Origin of the sequence: Actinomyces sp. ICM58 (assembly GCF_000283035.1) — a bacterium.
Classification (GTDB): Bacteria; Actinomycetota; Actinomycetes; order Actinomycetales; family Actinomycetaceae; genus Pauljensenia.
Window position 1 is genome coordinate 1 of sequence record NZ_ALIY01000054.1, and the last position, 26,553, is coordinate 26,553.

Here is a 26,553-nt window from a genome sequence, read left to right on the forward strand (position 1 = left end):
CGCCCCCGCCGCTCCCGCCGCGAAGGCCGAGGCCGTTCGCGAGCCGTCGCCCCTGCGTGGCACGACCGAAAAGATGACCCGCCTGCGCCAGACGATCGCGCGCCGCATGGTCGAGTCGCTCCAGACCGCGGCTCAGCTGACCACGGTCATCGAGGTCGACGTCACCAAGGTTGCCGCGCTTCGCGCCCGCTCGAAAGACGCCTTCCTGGCCACGCACGGCACGAAGCTGACCTTCCTGCCCTTCTTCGTGAAGGCAGCGACGGAGGCTCTCGCCTACCACCCGAAGCTCAACGCGACCATCAACGACAAGGAGGTCACGTACTTCGATCACGAGCATGTGGGCATCGCCGTTGATACGCCGCGTGGCCTGCTCGTCCCGGTCATGAAGAATGCGGGCGAGAAGGACATCCCCGGCATCGCCGCGTCCATCAACGACCTGGCGGCACGCACCCGCGACTCGAAGATCGGCCCCGACGAGCTGTCCGGCTCGACCTTCACGGTTACGAACACCGGTTCGGGTGGCGCGCTCTTCGACACGCCCGTTCTCAACATGCCCGAGACCGCGATCATGGGCGTCGGCACGATCGTTAAGCGCCCCGTCGTGATGAAGGGTGCCGACGGCGCCGATGTCATCGCGATCCGCTCCATGGTCTACCTGTCGCTGTCCTACGATCACCGCCTGATTGACGGCGGGGATGCGTCGCGCTTCCTCATGGACGTGAAGAAGCGCTTGGAGGAGGGCGCGTTCGAGGCCGACCTGGCTCTCTGATTCTCTTCCACGCTCGTGATGGGGTGGGCCCGCGGGCCCACCCCATCACTGCATTGCCACGCTACTCCTCGTGCCCCGACTCGGCTTGCTCCGAGTCCGGGGATGGCGGCGCAGTGGCCGCGACGACCTTGCCGGATACCGGATCGACCCTCAGGGTGAGGTTGGCGGAGTTCGGCGCCCCGTGTTGGTCGCAGGTCTGTTCCACGCAGGTGCGCGACTCTAAGACGCTCAGGGTCGCGCTCACGTCGATAGCTCCGGGTTCGCAGGCGACAACGGAGACGTCGTCGACGCGGGATACGAGTGCTTCGACGCGCACCCCTCCCGATCGCATTGACTCGATCCGTTTGGTGTCCTGATCGAGCAGGTCTCCGCCGAGGACGGCATCGAGTCCCGAGGCATCTCCCGCGATAACCGCCTGATCGCGTACCTCGATCGCGTGATTGATCAGGTCGGTCACCGCCGTCACATCGCACGGGTCCGCCGGGGGCTGGGACTGAATGCCCTCCCCATCGCTCGGCCTCGCCGTCGAAGTCAGGGTGCGCCATCCCGCGTAACCGCCGACACCGAGAGCGAGGATGAGCACCGCGATTGCGCCAACGAGCGCCGCCCTGGTGCGGATCGGGCCTCTCGTTTCGGTGGGACCCATGTCTCCTGCGTGTTTTCGCCTCCTCGTCCGCCGCGTGTGTCCCTCGTCTTCGATAGCCGTGTCTTCGCGCAGGGCAGCCGCCCGAAGATCCGCGATGACCTGTTCGGGATCAACTGGCTCGCGCGCGATGACGTGTTCCTCGGGGTCGGCGAGCACTGGCGTTGCCCCCGATGCCACGGCGGCGGCGACATCGTCGTAGCCGAGCTGCGCCAAGACCTCGTCCATCTCGAGGAGCGAGGCGATGCGGCGCAGGCACTGACGATCCCCCTCCATGCCGACGCTGTCCACGCTCCATCCGGGCGTCCCCTCCCCTTCCCCGATCTCGTCGATGAGATCGATGATCACCGCCCTGCCCTGCGGCGTCACCATGATGTTTGCGGGCGTGAGGTCGCCGTGGACGATACCCGCCGCGTGAAGGGCACCCAGGCCAGCGGCAATTCCCTCGACAATCTGCCGTCGGGTTGCCTTGGGGCGCAGGTCCGCCGATCCGATCTCGACGTCCAGCGGGCGACCGTGGACGTAGTCATAGACGATGGCCCAGCGACCGTCGTCGGATTGGACGACGTCACGCAGCGCGACGACGTGATGCGACGACACACGCGCCCACGCCTTCCATCGCGGGAGGCAGCGCCGACCATCGTCTGCTGAGCGCAGGGCGATGAGTGCCTCTCCGGCGTTCGTTCGCGTCCTCCACAGCGGGCCACGGGCACCGATGTGGAACACCTGACCAATGTCATATCCCCCGATATCCATACGGTCATTGTCTAAACTCACTCAATGTGATGCAACTCATCTCACATAGTGCCCGGCCGGATGCGCGGGCTTTGTCGGGGTGTTAGCACGTAGAATAATGGTCCTATGAGTGAAAAGAATCCCCCTGCGAAGAGGCGCTTCTACCAGAACGTGCTCGACGCATATCGACTGACCGCACGCACGTATCCGGCGCTGCCGTGGATCCTCCTGGGAGCGGCCGCTCTTGTCATCGCCGTGTTTATGCTGCTGGCGTTCCTGACGAACACATCCTGGATCGGCTGGCTCGTCATCGGCATCATGGGTTCCATCACCGCAGCCCTCGCAATCCTGAGCTTCCTGGCCCGCCGCGCGCTCTATGCGCAGGTCGAAGAAACCGCCGGGGCCGTGAAGGTCGCGCTCTCCCAGATTCAGCGTGGCTGGATCATTCCCGAACAGCCGGTCGCCTTCACGCGTGAGCAGGATCTTGTCTGGCGCATCGTCGGACGCCCGGGCGTCGTCCTCATCTCCGAGGGACCCGCGTCCCGTGTGCGCCCACTCCTGCAGTCCGAGGCCAAGCGCGTCACCAAGGTGATGCGAAACGTTCCCGTCCACCAGATTCAGGTGGGTCGAGAGGATGGTCAGACAGCCCTGAAGGACCTGCAGCGCGCCCTGCGTGGCCTGAAGAACGTTCTGACTGCGGAGGAAGTTCCGCAGGTGTCGGCGCGCATCAACGCGCTGCGTTCGAATGAGCCTCCCATCCCCAAGGGCATTGATCCCCTGCGCGCCCGCGCGTCGCGGCGTGCGCTGCGCGGAAACTAACACGCGCAGTCAAGTGGGCGAGCACAGTGTGCTCGCCCACTTTCGTATCCGGGATGTGAGACTCTCTAGACGTGCATAGTATGCGTCTGCTTGCATATTCAGTATCGACGATCCGCAACAATACAGATACTGAGGAACATAACCATGCACTCGACAAAGATTCTCGCAGCCCTGACGGCGACCACGGCAGCGGTTGCACTGACCGCATGCGCGGACCCGACGACAAACTCCACCACAACCGAGCAGAGCAACTCCTCCACCGCCGCATCGACGACGCACTACGACGTCTCGGCCATCCCCACGGTCGACGAGATCGCGGCCCTCGTCCCCGACGAGATCAGGAAGCGGGGCACACTGCGCAACGGCGCATCGACCGGCTACGCCCCCGCCGAGTACATGGCTGCCGATGGGCAGACCCCCATCGGTTATGACATCGACATCAACAGGGCGCTCGCGAAAGTCATGGGCCTTAAGGAGGGGACGACGAAGCACTCCGAGTTCCCGACGATCATCCCCGCACTGGGCACGAAGTTCGACGTGGGCCTATCCTCCTTCACGATTACCTCCGAACGCGAGCAGCAGGTCAACATGATCTCCTACCTCAACGTAGGATCGGCCTGGGGCGTCGCGCAGGGGAACCCGAAGAACTTCGACCCCTCCAACCCGTGCGGCATGACGATCGCCGTTCAGACCGGCACCGCCCAGGAGACCTACGCAGACGATCTGTCCAATCAGTGCGTGGCCGACGGGAAAGAGAAGATCACGGTCATGCCACACGAACTCCAGACCGACATTGCCACCAAGCTCATATCAGGCCAGTACGACGCAACCCTGGCCGACTCGACCGTCATCGGCTATACGAGCGCGCAGTCGGGCGGAAAGATCGTCCAGCTCGGAGATACCTTCGAATCCGCACCCCAGGGCGTCGCGGTGAGTAAGGATGATGAAGCGCTGACCGAGGCGGTCCAGCAGGCTATGCAGTACCTCATGGACAATGGCTACCTCACCGACATTCTCGCCACCTACGGCGCCGACGGTGCAGCACTGACGAGCGCGGATGTCAACCCCGTCGTCAACTGATCGCGTGACAATCAACGCATAATATGCACCATTATGCATATAGGCGCATAATGGTAGCAACGCAGGGGCACACAGCCCCACCCCATCGGAAGGCACATCATGACCATCACGAAGGCACACGCTCTCATCACTCTGGCAGCAGCAGCCGCACTCCCGCTGGCCGCCTGCGCGGATCCGGCCACGTCCTCGAACGGACCGTCCACCGGGGCAAACGCTTCCAGCTCGAGCGCTGCCACGACCTCGTACGACGTCTCGGCGATCCCCACGGTCGACGAAATCGCCGCCCTGGTGCCCGACGACGTTGCGAAGCGAGGAACCCTGCGCAACGGCGCCTCCGCGGACTACGCCCCCGCCGAGTTCCTCGGCGACGACTCCCAGACCCCCCAGGGCTACGACGTCGACATCAACCGCGCCCTCGCCAAGGTCATGGGCCTGAAGGAAGGCACCACCAACCACGCGGAGTTCCCGACGATCATCCCGGCCCTCGGCACCAAGTTCGACGTGGGCATCTCCTCCTTCACGATCACCTCCGAGCGCGAGGAGCAGGCCAACCTGATCTCCTACGTCCAGGTCGGATCCGCCTTCGGCGTCGCCAAGGGCAACCCGAAGAACTTCGACCCGACCAACCCCTGCGGCACCACCATCGGCGTCCAGACCGGCACCGCTCAGGAGGACTACGCGACCGAGCTGTCCGAGAAATGCGTGGCCGACGGTAAGGACAAGATCACGATCATGCCGCACGACCTGCAGACCGACATCACCACCAAGGTGATCGGCGGCCAGTACGATGCGACCTTCGCCGACTCCACCGTCATTGGATACACGGCTTCCCTCTCGGGCGGCCAGATCGAGCAGGTTGGCGACGTCGTCGAGTCCGCCCCCCAGGGCGTGGCCATCAACAAGGATGATGCCCAGCTCACTGAGGCGGTCCAGAAGGCCATGCAGTACCTGATGGACAACGGCTACCTCGCCGACATCCTCGACACCTACGGCGCGAAGGAAGCCGCCCTGACGACGGCGGAACTCAACCCGGCAACCACCGACTGAGGCTCACATGGCACACATGAAAGACGGCGTCGAGCTGCTCGATGCCAAACCCGTCCCCCGGCCGGGGAGGTGGGTCAGCGCGATCATCGTCGCGATCCTCGCGGCAATGGCCATTCACGGCCTGATCACCAACGTGAATTTCCAATGGGGCGTCGTGTTCCAGTGGCTCTTCTCCGCCTCGATCATGCAGGGCGTCGCCTTCACGATCATCCTGACGGTCTTCGCGATGGCGGTGGGCACGGTCCTCGCCATCACGATGGCGATCATGCGCCAGTCGGTCAACCCGGTCCTGCGCTGGGTGGCGATGGCCTACATCTGGTTCTTCCGTGGGACGCCTATCTACACGCAGCTGATCTTCTGGTCACTTCTGCCCACGCTCTACCCGTCACTGTCCGTTGGGGTGCCGTTCCTCGGCACGCTGTTGGGCTGGGAGGTCGGCTTCGATACGGCGACCTACTTCACGCCGTTCTGGATGGCGTTCGTGGGCCTGGGCCTCAACGAGGGCGCGTACCTCGCGGAGATCATGCGCGCGGGCCTGCTGAGCGTCTCGAAGGGCCAGTGGGAGGCGGCGACGGCCCTGGGCATGCCGCGGGCGACGATCTTCCGCAGGATCATCCTGCCCCAGGCGATGCGCGTCATCGTGCCCCCGATCGGCAACGAGACGATCTCGATGCTCAAGACCACCTCCCTTGTGTCGGCGATTCCCTTCACGCTTGAGCTCACCTTCATCGCGCGTCAACGCGGCCAGGCGACCTTCGCCCCCGTGCCGCTCCTGATCGCAGCCGCGATCTGGTACCTGGTGATTACGAGCCTGCTGATGGTCATCCAGTCGATGATCGAAAAGCACTTCGGCAAGGGGTTCGAACGCCGCGACAACGCCGGCGCACATGCGTCCACCGACGAGGATAGCTCGGATGGGGACGACAAGAAGACGAGCACGCTCAAGTTTTTGGATGTGACACCATGACGGACAAGGCTGTGGAGACGACGACCGATGAAACACCGATGGTGTCCGTGCGCGGCGTCCATAAGTTCTTCGGCGACCTGCATGTGCTGCGGGGCATCGACCTGGACATCGCGTCGGGCGAGGTGTGCGTGATCCTTGGGCCGTCGGGCTCGGGTAAGTCCACGCTGCTGCGCTGCTTGAATCTGCTGGAGAAGATCAGCGCGGGTCGCGTGTACGTCGATGGGGAGCTGCTGGGCTATCGCGAGTATGCGGGCGGCGCTCTCTTCGAGCGCCACGACAAGGAGATCGCCGCGCAGCGCTCCCGTATCGGCATGGTGTTCCAGCGCTTCAACCTGTTCCCCCACATGACGGCCCTGGAGAACGTGATGGAGGCGCCCGTTCAGGTGCTCAAGCATTCGAAGAAGGAGGCCCGCGCGCAGGCCCTGGAACTCCTAGAGCGTGTGGGGCTGGCGGATCGCGCGGACCACTACCCCGCCGAGCTGTCGGGCGGCCAGCAGCAGCGTGTGGCGATCGCCCGTGCGCTCGCGATGGATCCGGACATCATGCTCTTCGATGAGCCCACCTCCGCGCTCGACCCGGAGCTGGTCGGCGAGGTCCTCCAGGTCATGCAGGACCTGGCGGCGTCGGGCATGACGATGGCCGTGGTCACCCACGAGATCGGGTTTGCTCGGGAGGTCGCCGATCAGGTGGTCTTCATGGACGGCGGCGTGATCGTCGAGGCGGGCGCTCCCGCAGACGTCATCGACAACCCCACGGAGGACCGCACGAAGGAGTTCTTCTCCAAGGTCCTCTGACAGGTGCGACGAGGCCGGGGCTGGTTCATCCAGTCCCGGCCTTTGTCGTGGGCTGCGTTGCTCCTCAGGTGAGGGTGACGAGGTCGAGGTAGCTGTCGTCCCATAGGTCCTCGTCGGCGTCCGGCAGGAGCAGGACGCGCTGCGGGTTGAGCGCGGTGACGGCGCCGGGGTCGTGGGTGACGAGGATGACGGCGCCCTCGTAGTCGCGCAGGGCGGCGAGGATCTCCTCGCGTGAGGCGGGGTCGAGGTTGTTGGTGGGTTCGTCGAGCAACAGGACGTTGGCGCCGGAGACGACGAGGGTGGCCAGGGCGAGGCGGGTCTTTTCGCCGCCGGAGAGAACGGAGACGGGCTTGTCGACGTCGTCGCCCTGGAAGAGGAACTGTCCGAGGATGTTGCGCACGTGCGTGTCGTCGAGTGTGGGGGCGGCCTCGGCCATGTTCTCGCGGATTGTGCGGGTGTCGTCGAGGGTTTCGTGCTCCTGGGCGTAGTAGCCGAGCTTGAGGCCGTGACCGGGGACGACCCGGCCGGAGTCGGGTTCCTCGATGCCGGACAGGAGGCGCAGCAGCGTGGTCTTACCGGCGCCGTTGAGGCCCAGGACGACGACCTTGGAGCCGCGGTCGATGGCCAGGTCGACGCCGGTGAAGACTTCGAGGGACCCGTAGGACTTGGACAGGCCCTCGGCGGTGAGCGGCACGCGGCCGGAGGGAGCGGGGTCGGGGAAGCGCAGGCGCGCGACCTTGTCCGAAGCGACCTCCCCTCCCGCCTGGGCGAAGAGTTCTTCGGCGCGGCGCAGCATCTGCTGGGCGGCGACGGCCTTGGTGGCCTTGGCCCTCATCTTTTCGCCCTGGGCCTTGAGGTGCTCGGCCTTCTTCAGGGCGTTGGCGCGTTCCTTGCGGCGGCGGCGCTCGTCTTCCTCGCGCTGCTTGAGGTAGGCGGCCCAGGTGAGATGGTAGATGTCGACGTGGGCGCGGTTGGCGTCCAGGTAGAACACCTGATTGACGGTGTCGCCCAGCAGCTTGACGTCGTGTGAGATGATCATGACGCCGCCGGGGAAGGTCTTGATCCAGTCGCGCAGCCACACGATGGAATCGTGGTCGAGGTGGTTGGTGGGCTCGTCGAGGAGGAGGACGTCGGCGTTGGAGAAGAGCACGCGGGCGAGCTCGACGCGGCGGCGCTGACCACCCGAGAGCGTGTCGAGCCTCTGATCCAGGACGCGATCCTCGAGGCCGAGGGAATGGGCGATCTGTGCGGCCTCCGCGTTGGCTGCCCACCCGCCCGAATTCGTGAACTGCTGATCGAGCTTGACGTAGCGTTCCATGGCCCGCTGTTGGCGCGCGCCCTCGGTCGTCGACATCTCGTGCTCTGCCTTGCGAATACGCGCGATGATGGAGTCGATGCCGCGCACGGAGATGATGCGGTCACGGGCCAACATCTGCGGGTCGCCGACGTGCGTGTCCTGCGCGAGGTAGCCGATGGTTCCGTTGGAGGTGATTGTGCCGGTGTACTCGGCCGCTCCCCCGCGGTCGGCTTCGCCGGCGAGCAGGCGCATTGTCGTGGTCTTTCCGGCGCCGTTGCGCCCCACGAGGCCGATGCACATTCCTTTGTCGATGCGGAAGCTCGCGTGGTTGACGAGTTCACGGGCACCGATTCGCAGCGAGAAATCCTGGACGTTAATCACGCTCCAAGAGTAGAGGGAGGGACCGTTGTGGGCGAATCAACCCGCCCCCGCAGGGCCCTGTTGGGTCACACGGCACCTTTTCCGGGCACAATGGGTGGTGCATATAACCGTTACAGTGCTCATAAGTGAGGATTTCATCCCATGACAGATAGCCCGGTCCCGTCTGGATCGGCGCGCCCCGCGCGCGCCCTCGACATCATTTCGGTCGCGTTCGTCGCGCTGCTGCTTATTTCGAATATCGCAGCGACGAAGGCTTTCATGGTGGGGTCTTCCACCCACTATTTGATTTTCGATGGGGGCGCTATCCTCTTCCCGCTCACCTACATCATCGGCGACGTCCTGTCCGAGGTGTATGGTTTCGCTCGCGCGCGGCGGGTCATCATCATGGGTTTTGTGGCCTCGTTCCTGGCCTCCCTTACCTTCTTCATCGTCCAGTACCTGCCCCCGGCCCCCGACTACGAGAACCAGGACGCCTTCGCCGCAGTTCTGGGCGTCGTGTGGCGCGCGGTGTTGGCGTCCCTGGTCGGGTACCTCGCGGGTCAGCTGCTGAATTCCTACGTGCTCGTGTGGATTCGCCGGAAGTGGGGCTCGAAGCACCTGTGGGCCCGCCTCATCGGTTCGACGATAGTCGGCGAGGCCGCGGACACGATCCTGTTTTGCACGATCCTGTTCTACGGCGAGATGTCGATGGGTAACTTCATTAACTACACCGTGACCGGGTACTTCTACAAGGTGCTGCTCGAGGTCGTGCTCCTGCCCCTGACCTACCCGGTGATCGCGGCGATCCGCCGCAGCGAGCGCCTGGCGAAAGACGAGGTGTTTGGTCAATGAACGCTCACTGGCTCGGCGCCCCCTCCCCCGAACAGGTCGCGCCTTTTTCAGCCCCGGCCTCGTCGGGAGCCCACCGCCCCGACCGCGGATTCGAGGTCGGCGCGCGCCTGGAGGCTGAGCGCGGCCTGGGGCGCACCGGCGTCATTCACACAGCGCACGGCACCATTGCCACACCGGCCTTCATTCCCGTGGGAACCAAGGCGAACGTCAAGGCGCTCACCCCGGAGATGGTGCGATCGCTCGGCGCTCAGGCGGTGCTGGCCAACGCCTATCACCTCTATCTCCAGCCAGGTTCCGACATCGTCGACGAGGCCGGGGGCTTCGCGTCCTTCATGAACTGGGCGGGGCCAACCTACACGGACTCGGGCGGCTTCCAGGTGCTCTCCCTGGGCGCTGGCTTCAAGAAGGTCCTCTCGCAGGAGTTTTCCGGCCAGGCCGATCCGAGCGACCCGGCCGTCCAGATGCAGGCGATCAAGGCCTCGAACGCCGTGGTCGACGATGACGGTGTCGTGTTCTCCAGCCACATCGATGGCACGAAGCACCGCTTCAATCCTGAGGTGTCGATGGGGATCCAGCATCAGCTGGGCGCCGACATCATGTTTGCCTTCGACGAGCTGACGTCGCTGCTGCACCCGCGCGACTACCAGGTCGAATCGCTCGAGCGCACGCACGCATGGGCGAGGCGCTGCCTGGTCGAACACGGGCGGCTGACGCGCGAACGCGCAGGCAAGCCCTACCAGCAGCTGTGGGGCGTCATCCAGGGTGCCCAGTGGGAGGACCTGCGCCGCCGGGCCGCCCGCACGATGGCCGATATGGAAGCCGACGGGCAGCGCTTCGACGGTTTCGGTGTGGGCGGCGCCCTCGAAAAGGAGAACCTCGGCACGATCGTGTCTTGGGTGTGCGAGGAGCTCGGCGAGGACCGCCCCCGCCATCTCCTGGGGATCTCCGAGCCCGAGGACCTCTTCGCCGGCGTCGCTGCCGGAGCCGATACCTTCGACTGCGTAAACCCCTCGCGCGTCGCACGCAACGCGGCGATCTATACGCCCGACGGCCGCTTCAACATCACGAACGCGCGCTTCAAGCGCGACTTCACGCCGCTCGTCGAGGGCTGCGAGTGCTACACCTGCACGCACTACACGCGCGCCTACGTCCATCACCTCTTCAAGGCGAAGGAAATCCTGTCCTCGACGCTGGCCACAATCCACAACGAGTGGTTCACGCTGCGCCTCGTGGACGCCATCCGCGCCTCCATCAAAGACGGGTGCTTCGAGGAGTTCCGTTCAGACATGCTCGGCCGCTACCAGGCCGGTCGACGCCCCTGATGATTTGGAGTACCAATGAGTTTCAACGACAACATCCACCTGGACCCCTCGCGCGTGGGCACCTCGGGCGCTGGCCGTAAGGCCGCCGGCGTTGGCGGAGGCTCGCTCCTGGGCGTCCTGCTGATCCTGGGTTTCTCCTATGTCACGGGCATCGACCTGACGAGTCTCATCTCCTCCCCGTCGTCGACATCGTCCTCGTCCGGTTCCACGGTTGATGTCTCGACGTGCCGCACGGGCGCGGACGCGAACGCGCGCGTGGAGTGCCGCATGGTGGCCACCGCCCAGTCCCTGGACGAGGTGTGGAAGGCACAGCTGGCACAGCAGAACACGGGCGTTAGCTACGAGCTGCCCGACTTCCAGGTGTTCACGGGTTCCGTGTCCACGGCGTGCGGGTCCGCGACGAGCGCCGTCGGTCCCTTCTACTGCCCGGGTGACTCGACGGTGTACCTCGACCTCGGCTTCTTCGAGGACATGGTCTCCCAGTACGGCGCGTCCGACTCCGAGCTGGCGCAGGAGTACGTCGTCGCCCACGAGTGGGGCCACCACATCCAGAACCTGCAGGGTGTGTTCCGCACCTACGACACGCGAGAGACGGGCGAACAGGGGGCGGGCGTGCGCTCCGAGCTGCAGGCGGACTGCTACGCGGGTGTGTGGATGCACTGGGCCTCCACCACCCCGGATCCGACGACGGGCACGCCCTACCTGCGCACGCCCAGCGCTGACCAGGTGATGGGCGCCCTGCAGACCGCCGAGGCCATCGGCGACGACCGACTCCAGAGCAAGTACCAGGGCACGACGAACCCCGAGTCGTGGACGCACGGCAGCGCCACACAGCGCGCGACCTGGCTCCAGAAGGGGCTGGATTCTGGCGATATTGCGACGTGCGACACCTGGAGCGCCTCTCGCGTGTGAGTGCGCCCGTGCCGGTCGCTACAATTGTTGAGGTCGATCACAGGAGGACGTCATGACACGGAGTATCGTCGAGCAGGCACACGACCTCTACGACGCGGTGCCCTACGAGGTACCCGTGCCCGAGACTTCCCTGTACGAGCTCCTCGACACGACCGCGCGCCTGTACCCCGATCGCGTGGCGTTGGACTATTTCGGGGCCACGACCACCTACGCGCAGGTGCGCGATCAGGTGCTGCGCGCCGCGCGCGTCCTGCACGAGGCCGGGGTGCGCGCGGGTGACACGGTGGCCATCGCGCTGCCGAACTGCCCGCAGGCTTTCGTGGCCTTCTACGCCTGCATGCGCATCGGGGCGGTCGCGGCCCAGCACAATCCCCTCGCTCCCGCGCAAGAAATAGCCGGGCAGCTGGCGCGTCACGGCGGTCGGGTCGCGGTCGTGTGGGAAAAGTGCGTCGACGCCTATCCCCTCGATGCGCTCGACACGGTCTTGACGGTCGATATTTCTTTCTCGATGCCCGCCTCCCAGCGTTTCCTCCTGAAGCTGCCGGTGCCTCGCGCGCGCCAGATGCGCGCTCAGCTGCGCGGCGCCGTGCCCGCGGCCTGCGTGTCGTGGGACCGCGCCACAGCCTCGGCGCGGCCCATCGACGCCTCCCATCCGCTGCCCGGCCTGCACGACCGCGCCGTCATCTTGCACACCTCGGGCACGAACGGGGTTCCCAAGTCGGCTCCCCTGACCCACGCGAACATCGGCGTCAACGTCAATCAGTGCATGTTCTGGGTGTGGAAACTGCACGAGGGCGCCGAAACATTCTTCTCTCTACTGCCCTACTTCCACGCCTTTGGCCTGACCTTCTTCCTGTGCGCTGCCGTTGCCAAGGCTGCCACCCAGGTACTGTTGCCCAAGTTCGATGCCCAGATGGCCCTCGACGCGCACAAGCGCCGCCCAGTGTCCTTCTTCGTGGGCGTCCCTCCCATGTTCGAGCGGATCCTCGCGCGCGCGAAGCAGACCGGCACCGACATCTCGTCGATCCGCTACTCGGTCGCGGGCGCGATGCCCCTGTCGAAGGCGCTCGCCGCAGACTGGGAGGCCACCACGGGCGGTCTCATCGTCGAGGGATACGGGCTTTCCGAGACGGCGCCCGTCCTCACCGGCGCTCCCCTATCCGACCGGCGCCGACACGGCGTGCTCGGCGTTCCCTTCCCCTCCACACAGCTGCGCCTGGTCTCCCTGGAGGACGATACGCGCGACGTCGAGGACGGCCAGCCCGGCGAGATCATCGTGCGGGGTCCGCAGGTCTTCGAGGGCTACCTTGACGCTCCCGAGGAGAGCGCGCGCGTGTTTACCTCGGAAGGATGGTTCAAAACCGGGGATGTTGGCGTCAACCACGACGGCTACATCTCCATGGCCGACCGCAAGAAGGAACTGATCCTCTCCGGCGGTTTCAATGTCTATCCCTCCCAGGTTGAGGCCGCAATCAGGTCGCTGCCCGGGGTCGCTGACGTCGCCGTCGTCGGAGTGCCCGTCTCCGATGCCACCGAGGAGGTCACTGCGGCGATCATCCTGGAGGAGGGTGCCGCGCGCCTCACCCTGGAGCAGGTGCGCGAGTGGGCGGAAAAGTCGATCGCCCACTACGCCCTGCCTCGCCAGATCGTCTTCATCGCGGAGCTTCCCCGCAACCAGATGGGTAAAATCCTGCGCCGCAAGGTCGCTCAGGTTGTGCGCGAGAAGCTCGGGCGCTAGGCGCACGTCAACGGCCGCAACGTCGCGTCAGCTCATCGACCGCTGCCTTCGTCTGGTCGATCGCCTCGCTGAGAGGAATTCGTAGCCGCAGGCGTTCACGCTGCGTGGTCCCGTGTGCCTTCCACCGGGCGCGCAGTCGATCCTGCCTGCCCTGACATTCAAGCAAACGCTCGATCACAGCCACCACATCCGGGGTCCGGCACAGCCCCGGATCCGGATAGAAACCAACAAGACGAGCGACGCGAGCCAAACGGATTCTGGCCATGATGTCCTGTGTCAGATGAGCCAGCGAACGCTGATCAAGGGTCTCGAAAGCCAACGAGGACAGGAACGCCTTCCCCTGCTCGGTGCGCCGCCACGAACCGATGTCACTGTCCGCCTCCATGGCGTTGACGGCGAACCCTGTCGCACGCTTGCGACGCGACGTGAGCGCTGCCGACAGGCAGACGTCGCCACGGGCGTTCTCCAGGATCAGGACCGATGGATGCGGGAAGCAGGCGTGCACCACAGTGGCAGTCGACTCGAGCGCCCGCGTGTTGCCGAGGGAGGCCCGCACGAACAAGACCGCGTCGATACGACGATCCGTCGCTGGAGTGGCGGGAATACGAGTCGTGGTCTCCTGTGCGACTCCCAGAAGAGTCAGCGTCTCAATCTTGCCCAGACCCTCGCGCTGCGTGCGCGTCAGGTCCGCCTCGAGCTCCAGCACGTGGACAGGAATCGTGCGCTCGAATCGGCGGACGCCGGGTGGCATGGCCAGTGTCGACTCCCAATCGATGGAACTCACAGGAGCACCACAAAGCTCACCAGTGAGAAGTCAGCTTCTGACGAGGCTCCCTGGGCAATCGCTCCGGGTGTGAACAGCGATTCGAGGGTTGCCTCTTCTCCCTGCCTGATCGCCGCTGCGACGGCCTGGCTCAGCAAAGCCGTGTACTCGCTCATGTCCTCACCATCACGTGTGGCTCGATCGAATTGGGCGCACAGGGCTTCCAGTGGCTCACGGTGTCCCTCGCACAGCCGCCTGAGCAGGTCCAGGGAACACGTTGGATGGGACAGCGTCGGTGCGCCCGTCGCGTCCCGCGGCACGTAAATCAGAGAGAGCGGGGCGTGTGCACGGTTGGCATCATGGGTGCCGTCACGCTGTTGAAGGCAGAAAACCACTCCCGGACTCACCTGAGCGCGCAGGTCGTCCGGGATTGACACGACCGCGTGCAAGCCCGTCGCTGCGCCTTCCAACACGCCCGGGTTCGCGTTCATGTAGCGCTCCAGCTCGATCCGGTAATCGTCCAGCGCAAAATCAGTGATCGACATTCCTCGCCGCATGTCTTCGAGGTCGAGGGTCTCGCTGCGCAGGGCACGCAACTGATCCGAGCGATACTCCAGGTCGTTCATGTCCTCCGAGGGGGTGAGCAGATTCTCCTCACCGGAGGCGCTCGCATCGCCCAGAGCCATGCGTGCCTTCACACGCGACTCAAGCTTGATGTAGGACTCGAGGTCGACGTCCGGCCAGAAGGTCACCATCTGAATGTGCTTGTTCGTCGAACCCAGGCGGTCGACGCGGCCGAAGCGCTGCACGATGCGCACCGGGTTCCAGTGCACGTCGTAATTGATCACGCAATCGCAGTCCTGGAGGTTCTGCCCCTCCGAAATGCAATCCGTTGCGACAATAATATCGATCTCGCCCTCCCGCTGCGCACGTCTAATGGTTTCCTTCGAACGCGGCGAGAAACGGCCGAGGATATCCTCGAAGCCACCGCTCGCCCGCCGCTTCCCAGCGACGCGGTTGCGGGTGCCCGTCACCTGGGCGCACGTCAGGCCATGGGTCCGGAGCAGTTCCGGCGCCAACTGGTCGTACAGGTAGGTCGCGGTGTCAGCGAAGGCGCTGAAAATGAGTATTTTTCTGTTACCCGGATTGATCTGTCCAGCTCCGGTCTTCTCCGCGATCAGCGTCCTCAACGCGCCGAGCTTGGCATCCCGATCGGGGGTTACCGCGCGGGCGTAACCGATGAGCTCGTCGAGGATCTCGATGTCGCGTGACAGGTCCGCGGACAAAGCCTCGCGATCCACGTCGCGCAGGTCGACGCGAATCTGGGCCCCGGTCTCGAATATTTCGGCATCGCGGTCATCGAGGCCGTCATCGAGCCCCTCGGTCCCGTAGCCCGCGTCGACGCAAGCGAGAGCATCGTTGGTATCGCGCGCGTCAAGCGCCGCGAGTCGATCCAGGATATCGGCGCAGGAACTACGCACGCGGCCCAGCGTCGAACGGAAGGCGCTCACGGAGGACTCCATGCGTTTGAGGAGGTTGACACGCATCAGCACGGCAACCGCGTTTGTCCGATGCAATTCACTGCCGAAGTCGTTGCCGAAGCCCTCGCGGTAGTCGGCCTCGTAGGTCGGCCGAGCGTCCTCGCGCACATAGGACAGAAGCTGATACTGGGCGAACGTCAGGTCGCTGATCATGTCGTAGAGCGCCCCGATAGGAGGCAGCTCGCCGCGTTCGTCGATGGGTACCTGGACGTTGCGTGGAGCGAGGCGGGTGGGGAACGTGCCCGTCTGCGTGCCGTAGTATTTCGCTATGTGCTTTCGGCTACGCGCAATGGTCAGCGCATCGAGAAGCCGGAAATAGTCAGCGTTAACGTACTCGGCGAAGCTCTGGGTCGTGTGACGTCCATGTGCCTGAGAACTCCACAGATTGAAGCGTTTTTGTGCCAGCCGCATCACCGAGTCAATGGACGTGATGCCGTCGGTCTTCTCGAGGTAGTCATCGCGCCCCTCCGTGATGAGCTCGATTTGGTTACGCAGGTCGGTCAGGCGATTGTTGATCGGGGTCGCCGACAGCATGAGCACCTTCGTGCGTCCGTTGGCCCGGATGACCTCGTTCATCAGCCGCGTGTAACGATTCGTGCTCGCCGCTGTCGCGCTCCTGTTGCGGAAGTTGTGGCTCTCGTCGATGACCACCAGATCGAATGTCCCCCACTGCAGGTGTTCCAGGTCGGTGTCCCCGCTCTTCCCACGGCGGCGCGACAGGTCCGTGTGGTTCAGCACCTTGTAGGCGAATCGGTCCTTTGCCAGCGGGTTACGTTCATCATTCGTCTGCGTCCATAGCGTCCAGTTCTCACGCAGGCGCTTGGGGCACAGGACGAGGACGTTCTTGTTGAGCTGCTGGTAGTACTTGATGACGGCGAGTGCTTCGAACGTCTTGCCCAGGCCGACGCTGTCGGCAATGATGCAACCGTTGTACTTTTCCAACTTACGAATCGCCCCAATGACGGCGTCCTTCTGAAAATCGTACAGCTTGCCCCAGATCACCGACTCGAAAAAGCCGGTGTCTTCACGCGGATTGTGGTCCTGGTTCTCCTGGAGGAAACGCCGGAAGATGTGGTAGAGGGTCAGGAAATAGATGAACTCGGGGGAATTGTTAGTGTGCAGCGCCTCGATCCTCGAAGCGATCTGCTCGGTGACGTCGCAGGTCTTAGTGTCGTCGGCCCACACGGACTCAAATTGCGCCATGAGGAATTCGACCTGCGCCTTGGCCTCATCCCCCGCATAATGGGTGATCATCGTCAGCGTGTCCGGGCGGCGTTCAACTCCCAGTCCCTCCAGGGTGAAGGTGGCGCCCTGGCCCGACAACAAATGGGGACTCGCGCCAGAGCCTTCGATGACGTAGGTCGGCGGATGCTGGAGCATGTGCTCGCGCCGCACGGAGCGCGCCGTGACCTTCTCCCTCAGCCAGGATGCACACGCCCGCGCGAGAGAGCGCTGGTTGAGCTTGTTGTGCAACGACAGTTCCAGGGCCGAGTCAGTGAGCGCTCGTTCTCTCTCGCACTGCGCACGTCGCGTGAGCTCGAGCTCCGGGGCATCGGCGAGCCCTTTCATGTCCGATATGAAGGTTGGTTCGTTGAACAGCACGCGCACGGAATCCAAGCATTCAAGTTCTTCCCGTAGCTCTCCAAAGGCGAACAAGCTGACATGCGCGCTGATGATCGACAGTTTCGCCTCGTCGTCGAGGACGGCCCGCAGGGAGTCTCCCAAGCGTTTGCCCTCGGTGTTGTCGAGCATCTCTATGGGCATTGTTCCTCTCCTTCATGCCGTGACTCACACTAGGTTACCGGAACAGCATGACGAACGGCACGAGCGGCACCGGTGCTGCTCGCTAAGGAGCGCCGGGAGACGGGGACAGTGACAGCGCGCCGCATACGAGTGTCCCCGGAACCGTGAAGTTCCGGGGACAGCTGTGAACTCGGGGAGCTCAGACGTTGAAGCCGATCGCGCGCAGCTGCTCGCGACCGTCCGGCGTGATGCGGTCGGGGCCCCACGGCGGCATCCACACCCAGTTGATCTGCACCTCGTCGGTCACGCCCGACAGGATCGTCTGGGCCTGACGCTCGATCACGTCGGTCAGCGGGCAGGCAGCCGATGTCAGCGTCATGTCGAGGCGCACCTGATTCTCGGGGCCGATGACGACGCCATACACGAGACCAAGGTCAACGATGTTGATGCCCAGCTCGGGGTCGATGACATCCTTGAGGGCCTCCAGCACGTTGTCAGCGGCCAGGCTCCCCTGCTCGACGACGTCTGTTCCGTCGATCTGGCGGGTGGGGGTAGGCCCCTGCTCGGCCTCGTTCACGGCCGGCGCACCGAAGCGCTGCTCGACGGGCTCGGTCTGAGCCATCGGGTTACTCATTGCGGATCCTTTACTGCTCGGCGGGCTCGCCCGCATTGGAAATGTCGATACCGGACTTGGCCATCGCGTCGCGCAGGGCGTACCAGCCCAGCAGCGCGCACTTGACGCGATTGGCGAACTGGGACGTGGACTCCAGGGCGGCCGCATCACCGAGCTCGTCGAGGATCTCGTCGTCGACGCCCAGGTTGCGCGAGTGCATCATGACTTCCATGTCCTGGTACAGGCGGCCGATCTCCTCGGCGCTCTTGCCCTGGGTCAGGTCCGTCATCATGGACAGGGACGCGCGCGAGATCGAGCAGCCGTCGCCGTCCCACTGTACGGAAGCGAGTGTCTGCCCATCCAGCGTGACTCCGAGGGTCACCTCGTCGCCGCAGGTCGGGTTCACCTGGTGGGAGGTTGCGTCCATCCCCGCAGGATCGCCCTCGCCGTGCTTTTCGCGCGCATGATCCAAGATCACCTGCTGATACAACTGGTCGAGACTACCCATAGCTACCTTTCCAAACTGCTTCGAGGGCTGTGAATGATTCTACCGGCCGAAGAAGGCTCGTACCTTCGACAGGCCATCCACTAGACGCTCGATCTCTTCCGGCGTGGTCGTGGGCGCCACCGAGGCTCGCGCCGACGAACGCACCTGGAAGAAGGTGTGCAACGGGATGGCGCAATGGTGCCCGACGCGCACGGCGACGTCCACCGAGTCCATGAACTGGCCGACGTCGTGGGGATGCACGCCGTCAACGGCGAAAGCCACGACGCCGATGCGGTCGACGTCCGTGTTGGGTCCCAGGACCGTGATGCCCTCGATCGAGGAGATACCCTCCAGCATAAGGCGCGTGAGCGCATGCTCGTGGGCCTCGACGCGGGTCATGTCGAGAGCCGACATGTAGCGCAGCGCCTCCGACCATGCGGCGATCTGCGCGACGGGCTGAGAGCCTGCCTCGAAGCGTTCGGGTGGCGCCATGAAGGTGGACCCCTCCATGGTCACCCACTCGATCATGGAGCCGCCGGTCAGGACGGGGGGCATCGCCTCAAGCAGCGAGCGCCGACCCCACAGGGCGCCCGCGCCTGTCGGACCGAGCATCTTGTGGGAGGAGAACACCGCGAAGTCCACGTCAAGGGCGGACAGGTCGAGGGGCATGTGAGCGCTCGACTGGCAGGTGTCCAGCAGGATGAGCGCCCCCACCGCGCGTGCAGCAGCAGTGATCGCGGCGACCGGTGAGACGGCACCCGTCACGTTGGAGACGTGTGTGACAGCGACGAGCCTCGTGTTCGGAGTGATGACCGAGAGAGTATCGAGGTCGATGCGCCCGTCCGGGGTCAGGTCGAGCCAGGCGAGCTCGGCCCCCGTGCGCTCGCACAGCTGCTGCCACGGAACGATGTTCGCGTGGTGCTCGGCCCGCGTGCACACGATGCGGTCGCCGGACCCCACACGCATGGGCGCGGCCAGTGCCCCGCCCATTCCCTGGGATGCGTTGCCCATCGACAGGGCGACCAGGTTGATGGCCTCGGTGGCGTTCTTCGTCCACACGATCTCGTCCGGGCGCGCGCCCACGAACGAGGCCAGGGTGCTCCTCGCGCTCTCGAAGGCGTCGGTCGCCTCGTCACCCAGCAGGTGCGTACCCCTGTGGACCGCACCGTTGGAGCGTCGGTAGAAGGTAGCCTCGGCGTCGATAACGGCCTCTGGCTTTTGCGAGGTCGCTGACGCGTCGAGGTACGCAATGGGCGCGCCGCCGCGCCCGACGCGGCCCAGGATCGGGAAGTCCGATCGGATCGCGTCGAGCTCGGCGGCAGTGAAATCCGTGGGCACAGGTATCAGAGTCCCAGGTACTTGTCGTAGCCGTTTTCTTCGAGCTCGTCGGCCAGCTCGGGGCCACCCTGGGCGGCGACGTGACCGTCAACGAACACGTGAACGTGACTCGGCTTGATGTAGCGCAGGATGCGGGTGTAGTGCGTGATGAGCATGACGCCGCAGCCTGTCTCGCCGTGGACGCGGTTGACGCCCTCGGAGACGATGCGCAGCGCGTCGACGTCGAGGCCGGAGTCGGTCTCGTCGAGGACGGCGAACGAGGGCTTGAGGAGCTCCATCTGGAGGATCTCGAGGCGCTTCTTCTCACCGCCGGAGAAGCCGACGTTGACGTCACGCTCGGCGAAGTCGGGGTCCATGCGCAGGTTCTCCATAGAGGTCTTCATGTCCTTGACCCACGAACGCAGGGCGGGAGCCTGACCGTCAATGGCGGTCTTAGCGGTGCGCAGGAAGTTCGACACGGACACGCCCGCGACCTCGACGGGGTACTGCATGGCCAGGAACAGGCCCGCCTTGGCGCGCTCGTCGACGCTCATCTCGGTGATGAGCTGATCATCGAGCCAGGCCTCGCCCGAGGTGATCTCGTAGTCGGGGTGACCGGCCAACGCGTAGGCCATGGTGGACTTGCCGGAGCCGTTGGGGCCCATGATGGCATGGATTTCGCCGGAGTTGATCGTGAGGTTGACGCCCTTGAGGATCTCCTTGGGGCCCTCGGAGGTCTCGACGGAGACGTGCAGATCCTTAATGCGAAGAGTCGACATGTGTATTCCTTACAGCTCAGTTGTTACGGGACTTGGCCAGCTCGGCCTCGACGGTTGCCATGAGATGATCGACCACCTCGGGGACGCCAATCTGATTGATGAGTTCGGCAAAGAAGCCGCGCACGACGAGGCGGCGTGCCTCGGCCTCGGGGACGCCGCGGCTCATCAGGTAGAAGAGCTGCTCGTCGTCGAAGCGACCGGTCGCGGAGGCGTGTCCGGCGCCCTCGATCTCACCGTTTTCGATCTCGAGGTTGGGAACCGAGTCGGCCTTGGCGCCCTCGGTGAGCACCAGGTTGCGGTTCAGCTCGTAGGTGTCCGTCCCGTCGGCGGCCTCGCGGATCAGGCAGTCGCCAATCCACACCGAGTGCGCGTCCTTGCCCTGCAGGGCACCCTTGTAGGTGACGCGCGAGAAGCACTTGGGCTGGGAGTGGTCCACGAAGACGCGGTGCTCGAGGTGCTGGCCGCCGTCCACGAAGTAGATACCCAGCATGGTCAGCTCGGCGCCGGGGCCGCGGAAGTCGGTGTCCGCGCACAGGCGCACAAGGTCGCCGCCGAAGGTGACGACGATGTGCGTGAGCTTGGAGTCGCGGCCCAGGGCCAGGCGCTGGTTCGAGGCGTGCAGGACCGTGTCGTCCCATTCCTGCAGCGACACGACGGTCAGGTCGGCGCTGTCGCCGGTCTCGACCTCGACGGTCTGGTTGAGGGCGGCTTGGGCGGAGCCGGTGTGCGAGAGGATCACGGTGGCCTTGGAGAAGGCGGCCGCGCGGATGACGATGTGCTGGGCGCGGGTGCCCTCGACATCTGCGACATTGATGCGCACCGGGGCGTCAAGCTCGGCCTCGGCCGGGATCTCGATGACGGTGGCCTGCTCGAAGCCGTTCCAGGCCACGACCGCGGTGCGGTCGCCGGGAGCCAGGACGGTGCCCAGCCTCTTGTCATCGCGCGCGACGGTCTCGACGGAAACGGGGGCGGGAGCCTCGACGGCCACGGCCGCGTCGCCCGCGTCGTAGTTGGCGGGCTCGAAGAGGCGCTCGATGCGACGCATCGGGGTGAAACGCCAGTCTTCCTCACGTCCGTGGGGCACAGCGATGTCGTCCAGGTTGAACGAGGTCGGGCGGTCCGCGCGCGAGGGGTGCGCCTTCTCGGCGTGTGCCCCGTGCGAGTGGGCCTTGTTCATGGTGTCGACAATAGTGTTGGGGGTCGTCATCAGCCGACGGATCCTTCCATCTGCAGTTCAATGAGGCGGTTGAGCTCGAGGGCGTATTCCATGGGCAGCTCCTTGGCGATCGGCTCGACGAAGCCGCGCACGATCGTGGCCATGGCCTCGTTCTCGTCCAGGCCGCGGCTCATGAGGTAGAAGAGCTGATCGGCGCTCACCTTAGTCACGGTGGCCTCGTGGCCCATCTCGACGTCGTCCGTGCGCACGTCCACGTAGGGGTACGTGTCGGTGCGCGAGATCTTGTCCACGAGCAGGGCATCGCACAGCACGTTCGACTTGGAGTGGCGGGCGCGCGCGTTGACCTGGACGAGGCCGCGGTAGGACGTGCGGCCGCCGCCGCGCGAGACGGACTTCGACACGATGGAGGACGAGGTGTGGGGCGCCATGTGCACCATCTTGGCGCCCGTGTCCTGCTGCTGGCCGGGGCCGGCAAAGCCGATGGACAGCGTCTCGCCGCGGGCGTGCTCGCCCATCAGGAAGCAGGCGGGATACTTCATGGTGATTGCGGCACCCATGTTGCCGTCGACCCACTCCATGGTGCCACCCTCTTCGACGATGGCACGCTGGGTCACCAGGTTCAGGACGTTCGTCGACCAGTTCTGGATCGTCGTGTAGCGAACGCGAGCGTCCTTCTTCACGAAGATCTCGATGACGCCCGAGTGCAGCGAGTTCTCGTCGTAGATCGGCGCGGTGCAGCCCTCGACGTAGTGCACGTAGGAGCCCTCGTCAGCGATGATGAGCGTTCGCTCGAACTGGCCCATCGCAGAGGTGTTGATACGGAAGTATGCCTGCAGCGGGATCGTCACGTGCACGCCCTTGGGGACGTACACGAAGGAGCCACCCGACCACGCGGCCGTGTTCAGAGCCGAAAACTTGTTGTCGCCGGCGGGCACGCACTTGCCGAAGTACTCCTCGAAGATCTCGGGGTACTCGCGCAGGCCCGTGTCGGTGTCGGTGAAGATGACGCCCTGGCGCTCCAGGTCTTCCTGGATCTGCTGGTAGACGACCTCGGACTCATACTGGGCGGCGACGCCGGAGACCAGGCGGGCCTTCTCCGCCTCCGGAATACCGAGACGATCGTAGGTGTCGCGGATTTCCTCAGGGAGGTCCTCCCAGTCGTTGACCTGACGGTCCGTGGGACGCACATAGTACTTAAAGGCGTCGAAGTCCACGTGGGACAGGTCGGGACCCCATGCCGGCATGGGCTTGCGCTCGAACAGCTCCAGGGCCTTCAGGCGACGTTCCCTCATCCACTGCGGTTCGTCTTTAACATCCGAGATAAAACGGACGATCTCTTCATTAATTCCGGTGGGGACGTCCTTCGAATAGTCGTCGGAATCGTGCCAACCGTATTCGTAACCGCCAATCGACTCGATGATCTCGTCATCGGTCATACGACGGTCGTCAGCGCCCGAGGCGGGTGCCTGCGTCATAGTTGTGTCAACCTCTCGTTCTTAACCGTGTGCTACTTGCGTCGCACGTTCCTCGCGCCGGGGCGGATGATCGGCATGCCCACCGGTATGTGGGTGGTGCACACGTGTCCCCCGCCCGCGAGCGTGGAAAGTCTCTGGACGTGCACGTCGAGCAGCTTGCCGAAGGCAATTGTCTCGGCGTCGCACAGCTGGGGGAAGTCCCCCGCCACGTTCTGGATCGGGCAGTGTCCCTGGCACAGCTGAACAGCCAGCGTGCCTCCCCCGATGTCGCGGACGGTCGCGGCGTATCCGTCCTGCGTGAGCGCGTCGGCCAGCGCCTGGGCTCGGACCCTGGGATCCGTTCCCGCATCGCGCACGATGGGCGCGTAGCGGCGCTCGATCTCGCGCGAGCGCGCGGCCGCGAAGGATTCGACGGCCTCTTCTCCGCCGACTTGTCCGAGGTACCCCAGGGCCTTGGTGGCAAGGTCGGAATACCCGTCGGCAAGGTGGACGTGCGCCCGTTCGGTGGCCACATAGTGCCGGGCGGGGCGTCCACGTCCCCGCTTGGAGGGGGCACTCGGCTCGTGTTCGGCGATCTCCTTGGAGTCGAGGAGGAGCGTGATGTGGCGACGCACGGCCGCGGTCGTCAAGCCCAGGACCTTGGCAATCGCCGATGCCGTCACAGGTCCTTTTTCGACAATGAGATCGAGCACCTGCTGACGGGTTGTGGCGTCTACTTCTTCAGCCACCTGTCCTCCGCTCCGACACGCATCTCGCGCGCCCCAATCCGTGCTTTTCTCTGGAAAGAAGTCTACGCTAATTTGGATAAAGAGGCGTTGCGAAAAGCGTGTCGGAGTGTTACACGACCCACAAGTCGAGGGACTTACGGCCTATTATCGGACATTCAGCGAAGCCAGGGAGCACCCGGCTCCCTCAGCCCCTCCCAGCCACGGCCTCGTGCCGCGTGTGCCGAGAGGATGCCGATGACGGTCGACGGGTTGTGCAGGCGCCCGGCCAGCACCCACTCGAGCGCCGTAGACAGCGCCACCCACGCGTATTCCATCGTCGCTTCCTCGTCCTCACGCTCAAAAGTCGTGCCGGTCGCTTCAAGGTCACGGGCCAGGAAGACGCGCAGGGGCTCCGTCGAACCACCGGGCGAGGTAAAGAAGTCCACGAGCACGTCCCAGCGTCGGGCCGCCAAATCCGCCTCCTCGGCAAGCTCACGCTCGGCGGCAACAAGGGGATCCTCCCCCGGGATGTCCAGCAGACCCGCGGGAATCTCCCACAGCGACGCATTGACGGGGTGGCGGTACTGGCGCTCAAGCAGGATCTCCTCGGCCCCCTCCTCGCCGCGCATGACGACGACTGCGACGGCACCTGGATGGCGCGTGTACTGGCGCACGACAGGTTCCTCGCCCTCGACGACCACCACACGGTCCTCCACCATGTCAACGATCCGCCCGCTCCACACGACCTCGCTCGACGCAACCGTGTGTGGGCTTGGCTGATCCGCGATCGCGCGGACCTGCTCGCTCGACAGAAAATGCATGTCGTCTCTCATTCCTTCTCATCCGCGCGCGATGAGTAACGTCCCACGTGACGCTTCAACGCGGCTGCGATCAGCCCCGCGAACAGCGGGTGCGGGCGCGTCGGACGGCTCTTGAACTCCGGGTGCGCCTGTGTTGCAACATAATAGGGGTGCAGCGCCGAATCAAGCTCGACGAACTCAACGAGCGAGCCATCCGGAGAGGTTCCGGACACCTTCAAGCCCGCCTGTTCGAGGCGGTCGCGGTAGGCATTGTTGACCTCGTAACGGTGGCGGTGCCGCTCCCTGACCTCCGTCGCGCCATAGGTGGTGGCAACAATCGAATTCGGGACGAGAGCCGCGGGGTATGCGCCGAGTCGCATCGTTCCGCCCATGTCACCGCTGCCATCGACGAACTCGTGTTGGTCGGCCATCGTGTGGATGACGGGCTCGGTCGTGTCCGGATCCATTTCGGTCGACGACGCCCCGGTGATGCCAGCGAGATGACGGGCGGCCTCAATCACCATGCACTGCAGGCCCAGGCACAGCCCCAGCGTCGGAACACGATGCTCGCGCGCCCAGCGCAGCGCACCGAGCTTTCCCTCAATGCCACGGATGCCGAAGCCTCCGGGGACAACGATCGCATCGACGCCGGCGAGCTCGCGGGCAGCACCTTCGGGCGTCTCGCACGTGTCCGAGGCGACCCAGCGGATGTCAACGCGAGCGTTGTGTGCGAAGCCGCCGTGCTTGATCGCCTCAGACACCGACAGATACGCGTCGTGCAGGTCGATGTACTTGCCGACCAGGGCAACCTCAACGCGGCGCTTGGGAGAATGCACGCGCTCCAGGAGCTCCTTCCATTCCTTCCAGTCGACGTCGCGGAAGGACAATCCGAGGCGCTGGACCAGGTAGGCGTCGAGGCCCTCGCGATACAGCGTCAGCGGCACGTTGTAGATGGAGGCGACGTCGGCGCACTCGATGACCGCGTCGGGGTCGACATCGCACATGAGGGCCACCTTCGACTTGATGCCCTCAGGCAGCGCGCGATCGGTGCGCAGCACCAGCGCGTCAGGCGCGATGCCAATCGATCGCAGTGCGCTGACGGAGTGCTGCGTCGGCTTTGTCTTCAACTCGCCCGCCGCGGGCAGGAAAGGAATAAGCGACACGTGCACGAAGGCAACGTTCGAGCGGCCGAGGTCGTGGCGCACCTGACGGGCCGCCTCCAAGAACGGCTGTGATTCGATGTCGCCGACAGTGCCGCCGATTTCCGTGATGATGACGTCCGGACGGTCACCATTCTCATCGGGCTGGGCCTGGCGACGCATGACGTTCTTAATCTCGTCGGTGATATGAGGGATGACCTGAACCGTGTCGCCCAGGTATTCGCCGCGGCGCTCCTTGGCGATCACCGTGGAATACACCTGGCCGGTCGTCGCATTAGCGGCGCCCGACAGGTTCACGTCGAGGAAGCGCTCGTAGTGGCCGATATCCAGATCGGTCTCCGCGCCATCCTCCGTCACGAACACCTCGCCATGCTGGAAGGGGTTCATCGTGCCGGGATCGACGTTGATGTAGGGGTCGAGCTTCTGCATGACCACATGCAGTCCCCGCGATCGAAGGAGTCTGCCCAAGCTGGAGGCGGTCAGGCCCTTGCCCAACGAGGAGACGACACCACCCGTCACAAAAATGTGCTTGGTCATGGAATGTTCCGCGCGCACCGCGCGCATTGAAGTACTCACCATGGAACTCCAGCTTAACACTCCACCGATGACTCGGCCCCCGCTATCTCTGCAGATCAGCGGGGGCCGACGAGGCACAT

General features: G+C 64.8%; 23 protein-coding genes. 10 read left to right on the plus strand and 13 right to left on the minus strand.

Annotated features, from left to right (window positions below):
• A partial coding sequence (locus HMPREF1138_RS02505; RefSeq protein WP_009056197.1) for a 2-oxo acid dehydrogenase subunit E2 occupies nucleotides 1-769 on the plus strand: 769 nt, incomplete at its 5' end.
• A gap of 61 nt (nucleotides 770-830) precedes the next feature.
• Here HMPREF1138_RS02505 and HMPREF1138_RS02510 read toward each other — a convergent pair.
• A complete protein-coding gene (locus HMPREF1138_RS02510) occupies nucleotides 831-2,012 on the minus strand; it encodes a protein kinase domain-containing protein (RefSeq protein ID WP_238318590.1) in 1,182 nt (393 codons plus the stop codon).
• A gap of 261 nt (nucleotides 2,013-2,273) precedes the next feature.
• On the opposite strand from HMPREF1138_RS02510, the gene HMPREF1138_RS02515 reads away from it, so the two are divergent.
• The 5 genes from HMPREF1138_RS02515 (at nucleotide 2,274) to HMPREF1138_RS02535 (ending at nucleotide 6,854) form a co-directional block, all read left to right on the plus strand.
• Nucleotides 2,274-2,966, plus strand: a complete 693-nt coding sequence (locus HMPREF1138_RS02515) for a DUF4191 domain-containing protein (RefSeq protein ID WP_009056190.1) — start codon at nucleotides 2,274-2,276, stop codon at nucleotides 2,964-2,966.
• A gap of 144 nt (nucleotides 2,967-3,110) precedes the next feature.
• Nucleotides 3,111-4,046: an ABC transporter substrate-binding protein gene (locus HMPREF1138_RS02520; protein WP_009056175.1), complete on the plus strand. Its 936-nt coding sequence runs from the start codon at nucleotides 3,111-3,113 to the stop codon at nucleotides 4,044-4,046.
• Nucleotides 4,047-4,145: 99 nt separating this feature from the next.
• Nucleotides 4,146-5,093: an ABC transporter substrate-binding protein gene (locus tag HMPREF1138_RS02525; protein ID WP_009056182.1), complete on the plus strand. Its 948-nt coding sequence runs from the start codon at nucleotides 4,146-4,148 to the stop codon at nucleotides 5,091-5,093.
• A 7-nt stretch (nucleotides 5,094-5,100) separates the two neighbouring features.
• Nucleotides 5,101-6,060 carry an amino acid ABC transporter permease gene (locus tag HMPREF1138_RS02530; protein WP_009056191.1) on the plus strand — a complete coding sequence of 320 codons (960 nt, stop codon included), beginning with the start codon at nucleotides 5,101-5,103 and terminating at the stop codon, nucleotides 6,058-6,060.
• On the plus strand, nucleotides 6,057-6,854 hold the full coding sequence (locus HMPREF1138_RS02535) for an amino acid ABC transporter ATP-binding protein (RefSeq protein WP_009056188.1): 798 nt from the start codon (nucleotides 6,057-6,059) through the stop codon (nucleotides 6,852-6,854). The genes HMPREF1138_RS02530 and HMPREF1138_RS02535 overlap by 4 nt, the downstream gene beginning before the upstream one ends.
• Before the next feature lie 64 nt (nucleotides 6,855-6,918).
• On the opposite strand, the gene HMPREF1138_RS02540 is transcribed toward HMPREF1138_RS02535, so the two are convergent.
• Nucleotides 6,919-8,532, minus strand: a complete 1,614-nt coding sequence (locus HMPREF1138_RS02540; RefSeq protein ID WP_009056192.1) for an ABC-F family ATP-binding cassette domain-containing protein — start codon at nucleotides 8,530-8,532, stop codon at nucleotides 6,919-6,921.
• A 141-nt stretch (nucleotides 8,533-8,673) separates the two neighbouring features.
• Between HMPREF1138_RS02540 and HMPREF1138_RS02545 the strand changes: the two genes are divergently transcribed.
• Genes HMPREF1138_RS02545 through HMPREF1138_RS02560 form a run of 4 tightly spaced genes read left to right on the plus strand, consistent with a single transcriptional unit; the run spans nucleotide 8,674 to nucleotide 13,335 of the window.
• Nucleotides 8,674-9,363 (plus strand): queuosine precursor transporter, encoded by a 690-nt coding sequence (locus tag HMPREF1138_RS02545; RefSeq protein ID WP_009056207.1) that lies wholly within the window; start codon nucleotides 8,674-8,676, stop codon nucleotides 9,361-9,363.
• Complete coding sequence (gene tgt / locus HMPREF1138_RS02550) at nucleotides 9,360-10,685, plus strand: tRNA guanosine(34) transglycosylase Tgt (RefSeq protein WP_009056186.1); 1,326 nt, start codon at nucleotides 9,360-9,362, stop codon at nucleotides 10,683-10,685. The genes HMPREF1138_RS02545 and tgt overlap by 4 nt, the downstream gene beginning before the upstream one ends.
• A 15-nt stretch (nucleotides 10,686-10,700) precedes the next feature.
• On the plus strand, nucleotides 10,701-11,597 hold the full coding sequence (ypfJ, locus tag HMPREF1138_RS02555; RefSeq protein ID WP_009056226.1) for a KPN_02809 family neutral zinc metallopeptidase: 897 nt from the start codon (nucleotides 10,701-10,703) through the stop codon (nucleotides 11,595-11,597).
• 52 nt (nucleotides 11,598-11,649) lie between these two features.
• The gene (locus HMPREF1138_RS02560) at nucleotides 11,650-13,335 is read left to right on the plus strand and encodes an AMP-binding protein (protein ID WP_009056213.1); all 1,686 of its coding nucleotides are present in this window, start codon (nucleotides 11,650-11,652) and stop codon (nucleotides 13,333-13,335) included.
• A 7-nt stretch (nucleotides 13,336-13,342) separates the two neighbouring features.
• Here HMPREF1138_RS02560 and HMPREF1138_RS02565 read toward each other — a convergent pair whose 3' ends face one another.
• From HMPREF1138_RS02565 to HMPREF1138_RS02615, 11 genes are all read right to left on the minus strand, one after another.
• Entirely contained in the window at nucleotides 13,343-14,086 is a 744-nt protein-coding gene (locus HMPREF1138_RS02565) for a DUF4391 domain-containing protein (RefSeq protein ID WP_009056228.1), read from the minus strand.
• A 29-nt stretch (nucleotides 14,087-14,115) separates the two neighbouring features.
• A complete protein-coding gene (locus HMPREF1138_RS02570; RefSeq protein WP_009056199.1) occupies nucleotides 14,116-17,403 on the minus strand; it encodes a helicase-related protein in 3,288 nt (1,095 codons plus the stop codon).
• Nucleotides 17,404-17,581: 178 nt separating this feature from the next.
• Nucleotides 17,582-18,016, minus strand: coding sequence for a metal-sulfur cluster assembly factor (locus tag HMPREF1138_RS02575; protein WP_039936591.1), 435 nt, complete (start codon nucleotides 18,014-18,016; stop codon nucleotides 17,582-17,584).
• A 10-nt stretch (nucleotides 18,017-18,026) separates the two neighbouring features.
• Nucleotides 18,027-18,503 (minus strand): Fe-S cluster assembly sulfur transfer protein SufU, encoded by a 477-nt coding sequence (gene sufU / locus HMPREF1138_RS02580; protein WP_009056211.1) that lies wholly within the window; start codon nucleotides 18,501-18,503, stop codon nucleotides 18,027-18,029.
• 39 nt (nucleotides 18,504-18,542) lie between these two features.
• A complete protein-coding gene (locus HMPREF1138_RS02585; RefSeq protein ID WP_009056205.1) occupies nucleotides 18,543-19,820 on the minus strand; it encodes a SufS family cysteine desulfurase in 1,278 nt (425 codons plus the stop codon).
• A 5-nt stretch (nucleotides 19,821-19,825) separates the two neighbouring features.
• Nucleotides 19,826-20,578, minus strand: a complete 753-nt coding sequence (gene sufC, locus HMPREF1138_RS02590; protein WP_009056224.1) for a Fe-S cluster assembly ATPase SufC — start codon at nucleotides 20,576-20,578, stop codon at nucleotides 19,826-19,828.
• A gap of 16 nt (nucleotides 20,579-20,594) precedes the next feature.
• Nucleotides 20,595-21,785 carry a Fe-S cluster assembly protein SufD gene (gene sufD / locus HMPREF1138_RS02595; RefSeq protein WP_009056185.1) on the minus strand — a complete coding sequence of 397 codons (1,191 nt, stop codon included), beginning with the start codon at nucleotides 21,783-21,785 and terminating at the stop codon, nucleotides 20,595-20,597.
• The gene (gene sufB / locus HMPREF1138_RS02600; RefSeq protein ID WP_009056178.1) at nucleotides 21,785-23,230 is read right to left on the minus strand and encodes a Fe-S cluster assembly protein SufB; all 1,446 of its coding nucleotides are present in this window, start codon (nucleotides 23,228-23,230) and stop codon (nucleotides 21,785-21,787) included. Before sufB ends, sufD begins: the two co-directional genes overlap by 1 nt.
• A 32-nt stretch (nucleotides 23,231-23,262) precedes the next feature.
• Complete coding sequence (locus tag HMPREF1138_RS02605) at nucleotides 23,263-23,958, minus strand: helix-turn-helix transcriptional regulator (protein ID WP_009056222.1); 696 nt, start codon at nucleotides 23,956-23,958, stop codon at nucleotides 23,263-23,265.
• 155 nt (nucleotides 23,959-24,113) lie between these two features.
• Complete coding sequence (locus HMPREF1138_RS02610; RefSeq protein WP_009056201.1) at nucleotides 24,114-24,758, minus strand: NUDIX domain-containing protein; 645 nt, start codon at nucleotides 24,756-24,758, stop codon at nucleotides 24,114-24,116.
• 8 nt (nucleotides 24,759-24,766) lie between these two features.
• Nucleotides 24,767-26,461 carry a CTP synthase gene (locus HMPREF1138_RS02615; protein ID WP_009056220.1) on the minus strand — a complete coding sequence of 565 codons (1,695 nt, stop codon included), beginning with the start codon at nucleotides 26,459-26,461 and terminating at the stop codon, nucleotides 24,767-24,769.
• Nucleotides 26,462-26,553 lie beyond the last annotated feature (92 nt).

What these genes read in the sequence shown, in the direction of transcription:
- HMPREF1138_RS02515 (WP_009056190.1), top strand. Translation starts at nt 2,274, where the DNA reads ATGAGTGAAAAGAATCCCCCTGCGAAGAGGCGCTTCTACCAGAACGTG.
- HMPREF1138_RS02520 (WP_009056175.1), top strand. Translation starts at nt 3,111, where the DNA reads ATGCACTCGACAAAGATTCTCGCAGCCCTGACGGCGACCACGGCAGCG.
- HMPREF1138_RS02525 (WP_009056182.1), top strand. Translation starts at nt 4,146, where the DNA reads ATGACCATCACGAAGGCACACGCTCTCATCACTCTGGCAGCAGCAGCC.
- HMPREF1138_RS02530 (WP_009056191.1), top strand. Translation starts at nt 5,101, where the DNA reads ATGGCACACATGAAAGACGGCGTCGAGCTGCTCGATGCCAAACCCGTC.
- HMPREF1138_RS02535 (WP_009056188.1), top strand. Translation starts at nt 6,057, where the DNA reads ATGACGGACAAGGCTGTGGAGACGACGACCGATGAAACACCGATGGTG.
- HMPREF1138_RS02545 (WP_009056207.1), top strand. Translation starts at nt 8,674, where the DNA reads ATGACAGATAGCCCGGTCCCGTCTGGATCGGCGCGCCCCGCGCGCGCC.
- tgt (WP_009056186.1), top strand. Translation starts at nt 9,360, where the DNA reads ATGAACGCTCACTGGCTCGGCGCCCCCTCCCCCGAACAGGTCGCGCCT.
- ypfJ (WP_009056226.1), top strand. Translation starts at nt 10,701, where the DNA reads ATGAGTTTCAACGACAACATCCACCTGGACCCCTCGCGCGTGGGCACC.
- HMPREF1138_RS02560 (WP_009056213.1), top strand. Translation starts at nt 11,650, where the DNA reads ATGACACGGAGTATCGTCGAGCAGGCACACGACCTCTACGACGCGGTG.
- HMPREF1138_RS02565 (WP_009056228.1), bottom strand. Translation starts at nt 14,086, where the DNA reads ATGCCACCCGGCGTCCGCCGATTCGAGCGCACGATTCCTGTCCACGTG.
- HMPREF1138_RS02570 (WP_009056199.1), bottom strand. Translation starts at nt 17,403, where the DNA reads ATGCCCATAGAGATGCTCGACAACACCGAGGGCAAACGCTTGGGAGAC.
- HMPREF1138_RS02575 (WP_039936591.1), bottom strand. Translation starts at nt 18,016, where the DNA reads ATGAGTAACCCGATGGCTCAGACCGAGCCCGTCGAGCAGCGCTTCGGT.
- sufU (WP_009056211.1), bottom strand. Translation starts at nt 18,503, where the DNA reads ATGGGTAGTCTCGACCAGTTGTATCAGCAGGTGATCTTGGATCATGCG.
- sufC (WP_009056224.1), bottom strand. Translation starts at nt 20,578, where the DNA reads ATGTCGACTCTTCGCATTAAGGATCTGCACGTCTCCGTCGAGACCTCC.
- sufD (WP_009056185.1), bottom strand. Translation starts at nt 21,785, where the DNA reads ATGACGACCCCCAACACTATTGTCGACACCATGAACAAGGCCCACTCG.
- sufB (WP_009056178.1), bottom strand. Translation starts at nt 23,230, where the DNA reads ATGACGCAGGCACCCGCCTCGGGCGCTGACGACCGTCGTATGACCGAT.
- HMPREF1138_RS02610 (WP_009056201.1), bottom strand. Translation starts at nt 24,758, where the DNA reads ATGCATTTTCTGTCGAGCGAGCAGGTCCGCGCGATCGCGGATCAGCCA.
- HMPREF1138_RS02615 (WP_009056220.1), bottom strand. Translation starts at nt 26,461, where the DNA reads ATGCGCGCGGTGCGCGCGGAACATTCCATGACCAAGCACATTTTTGTG.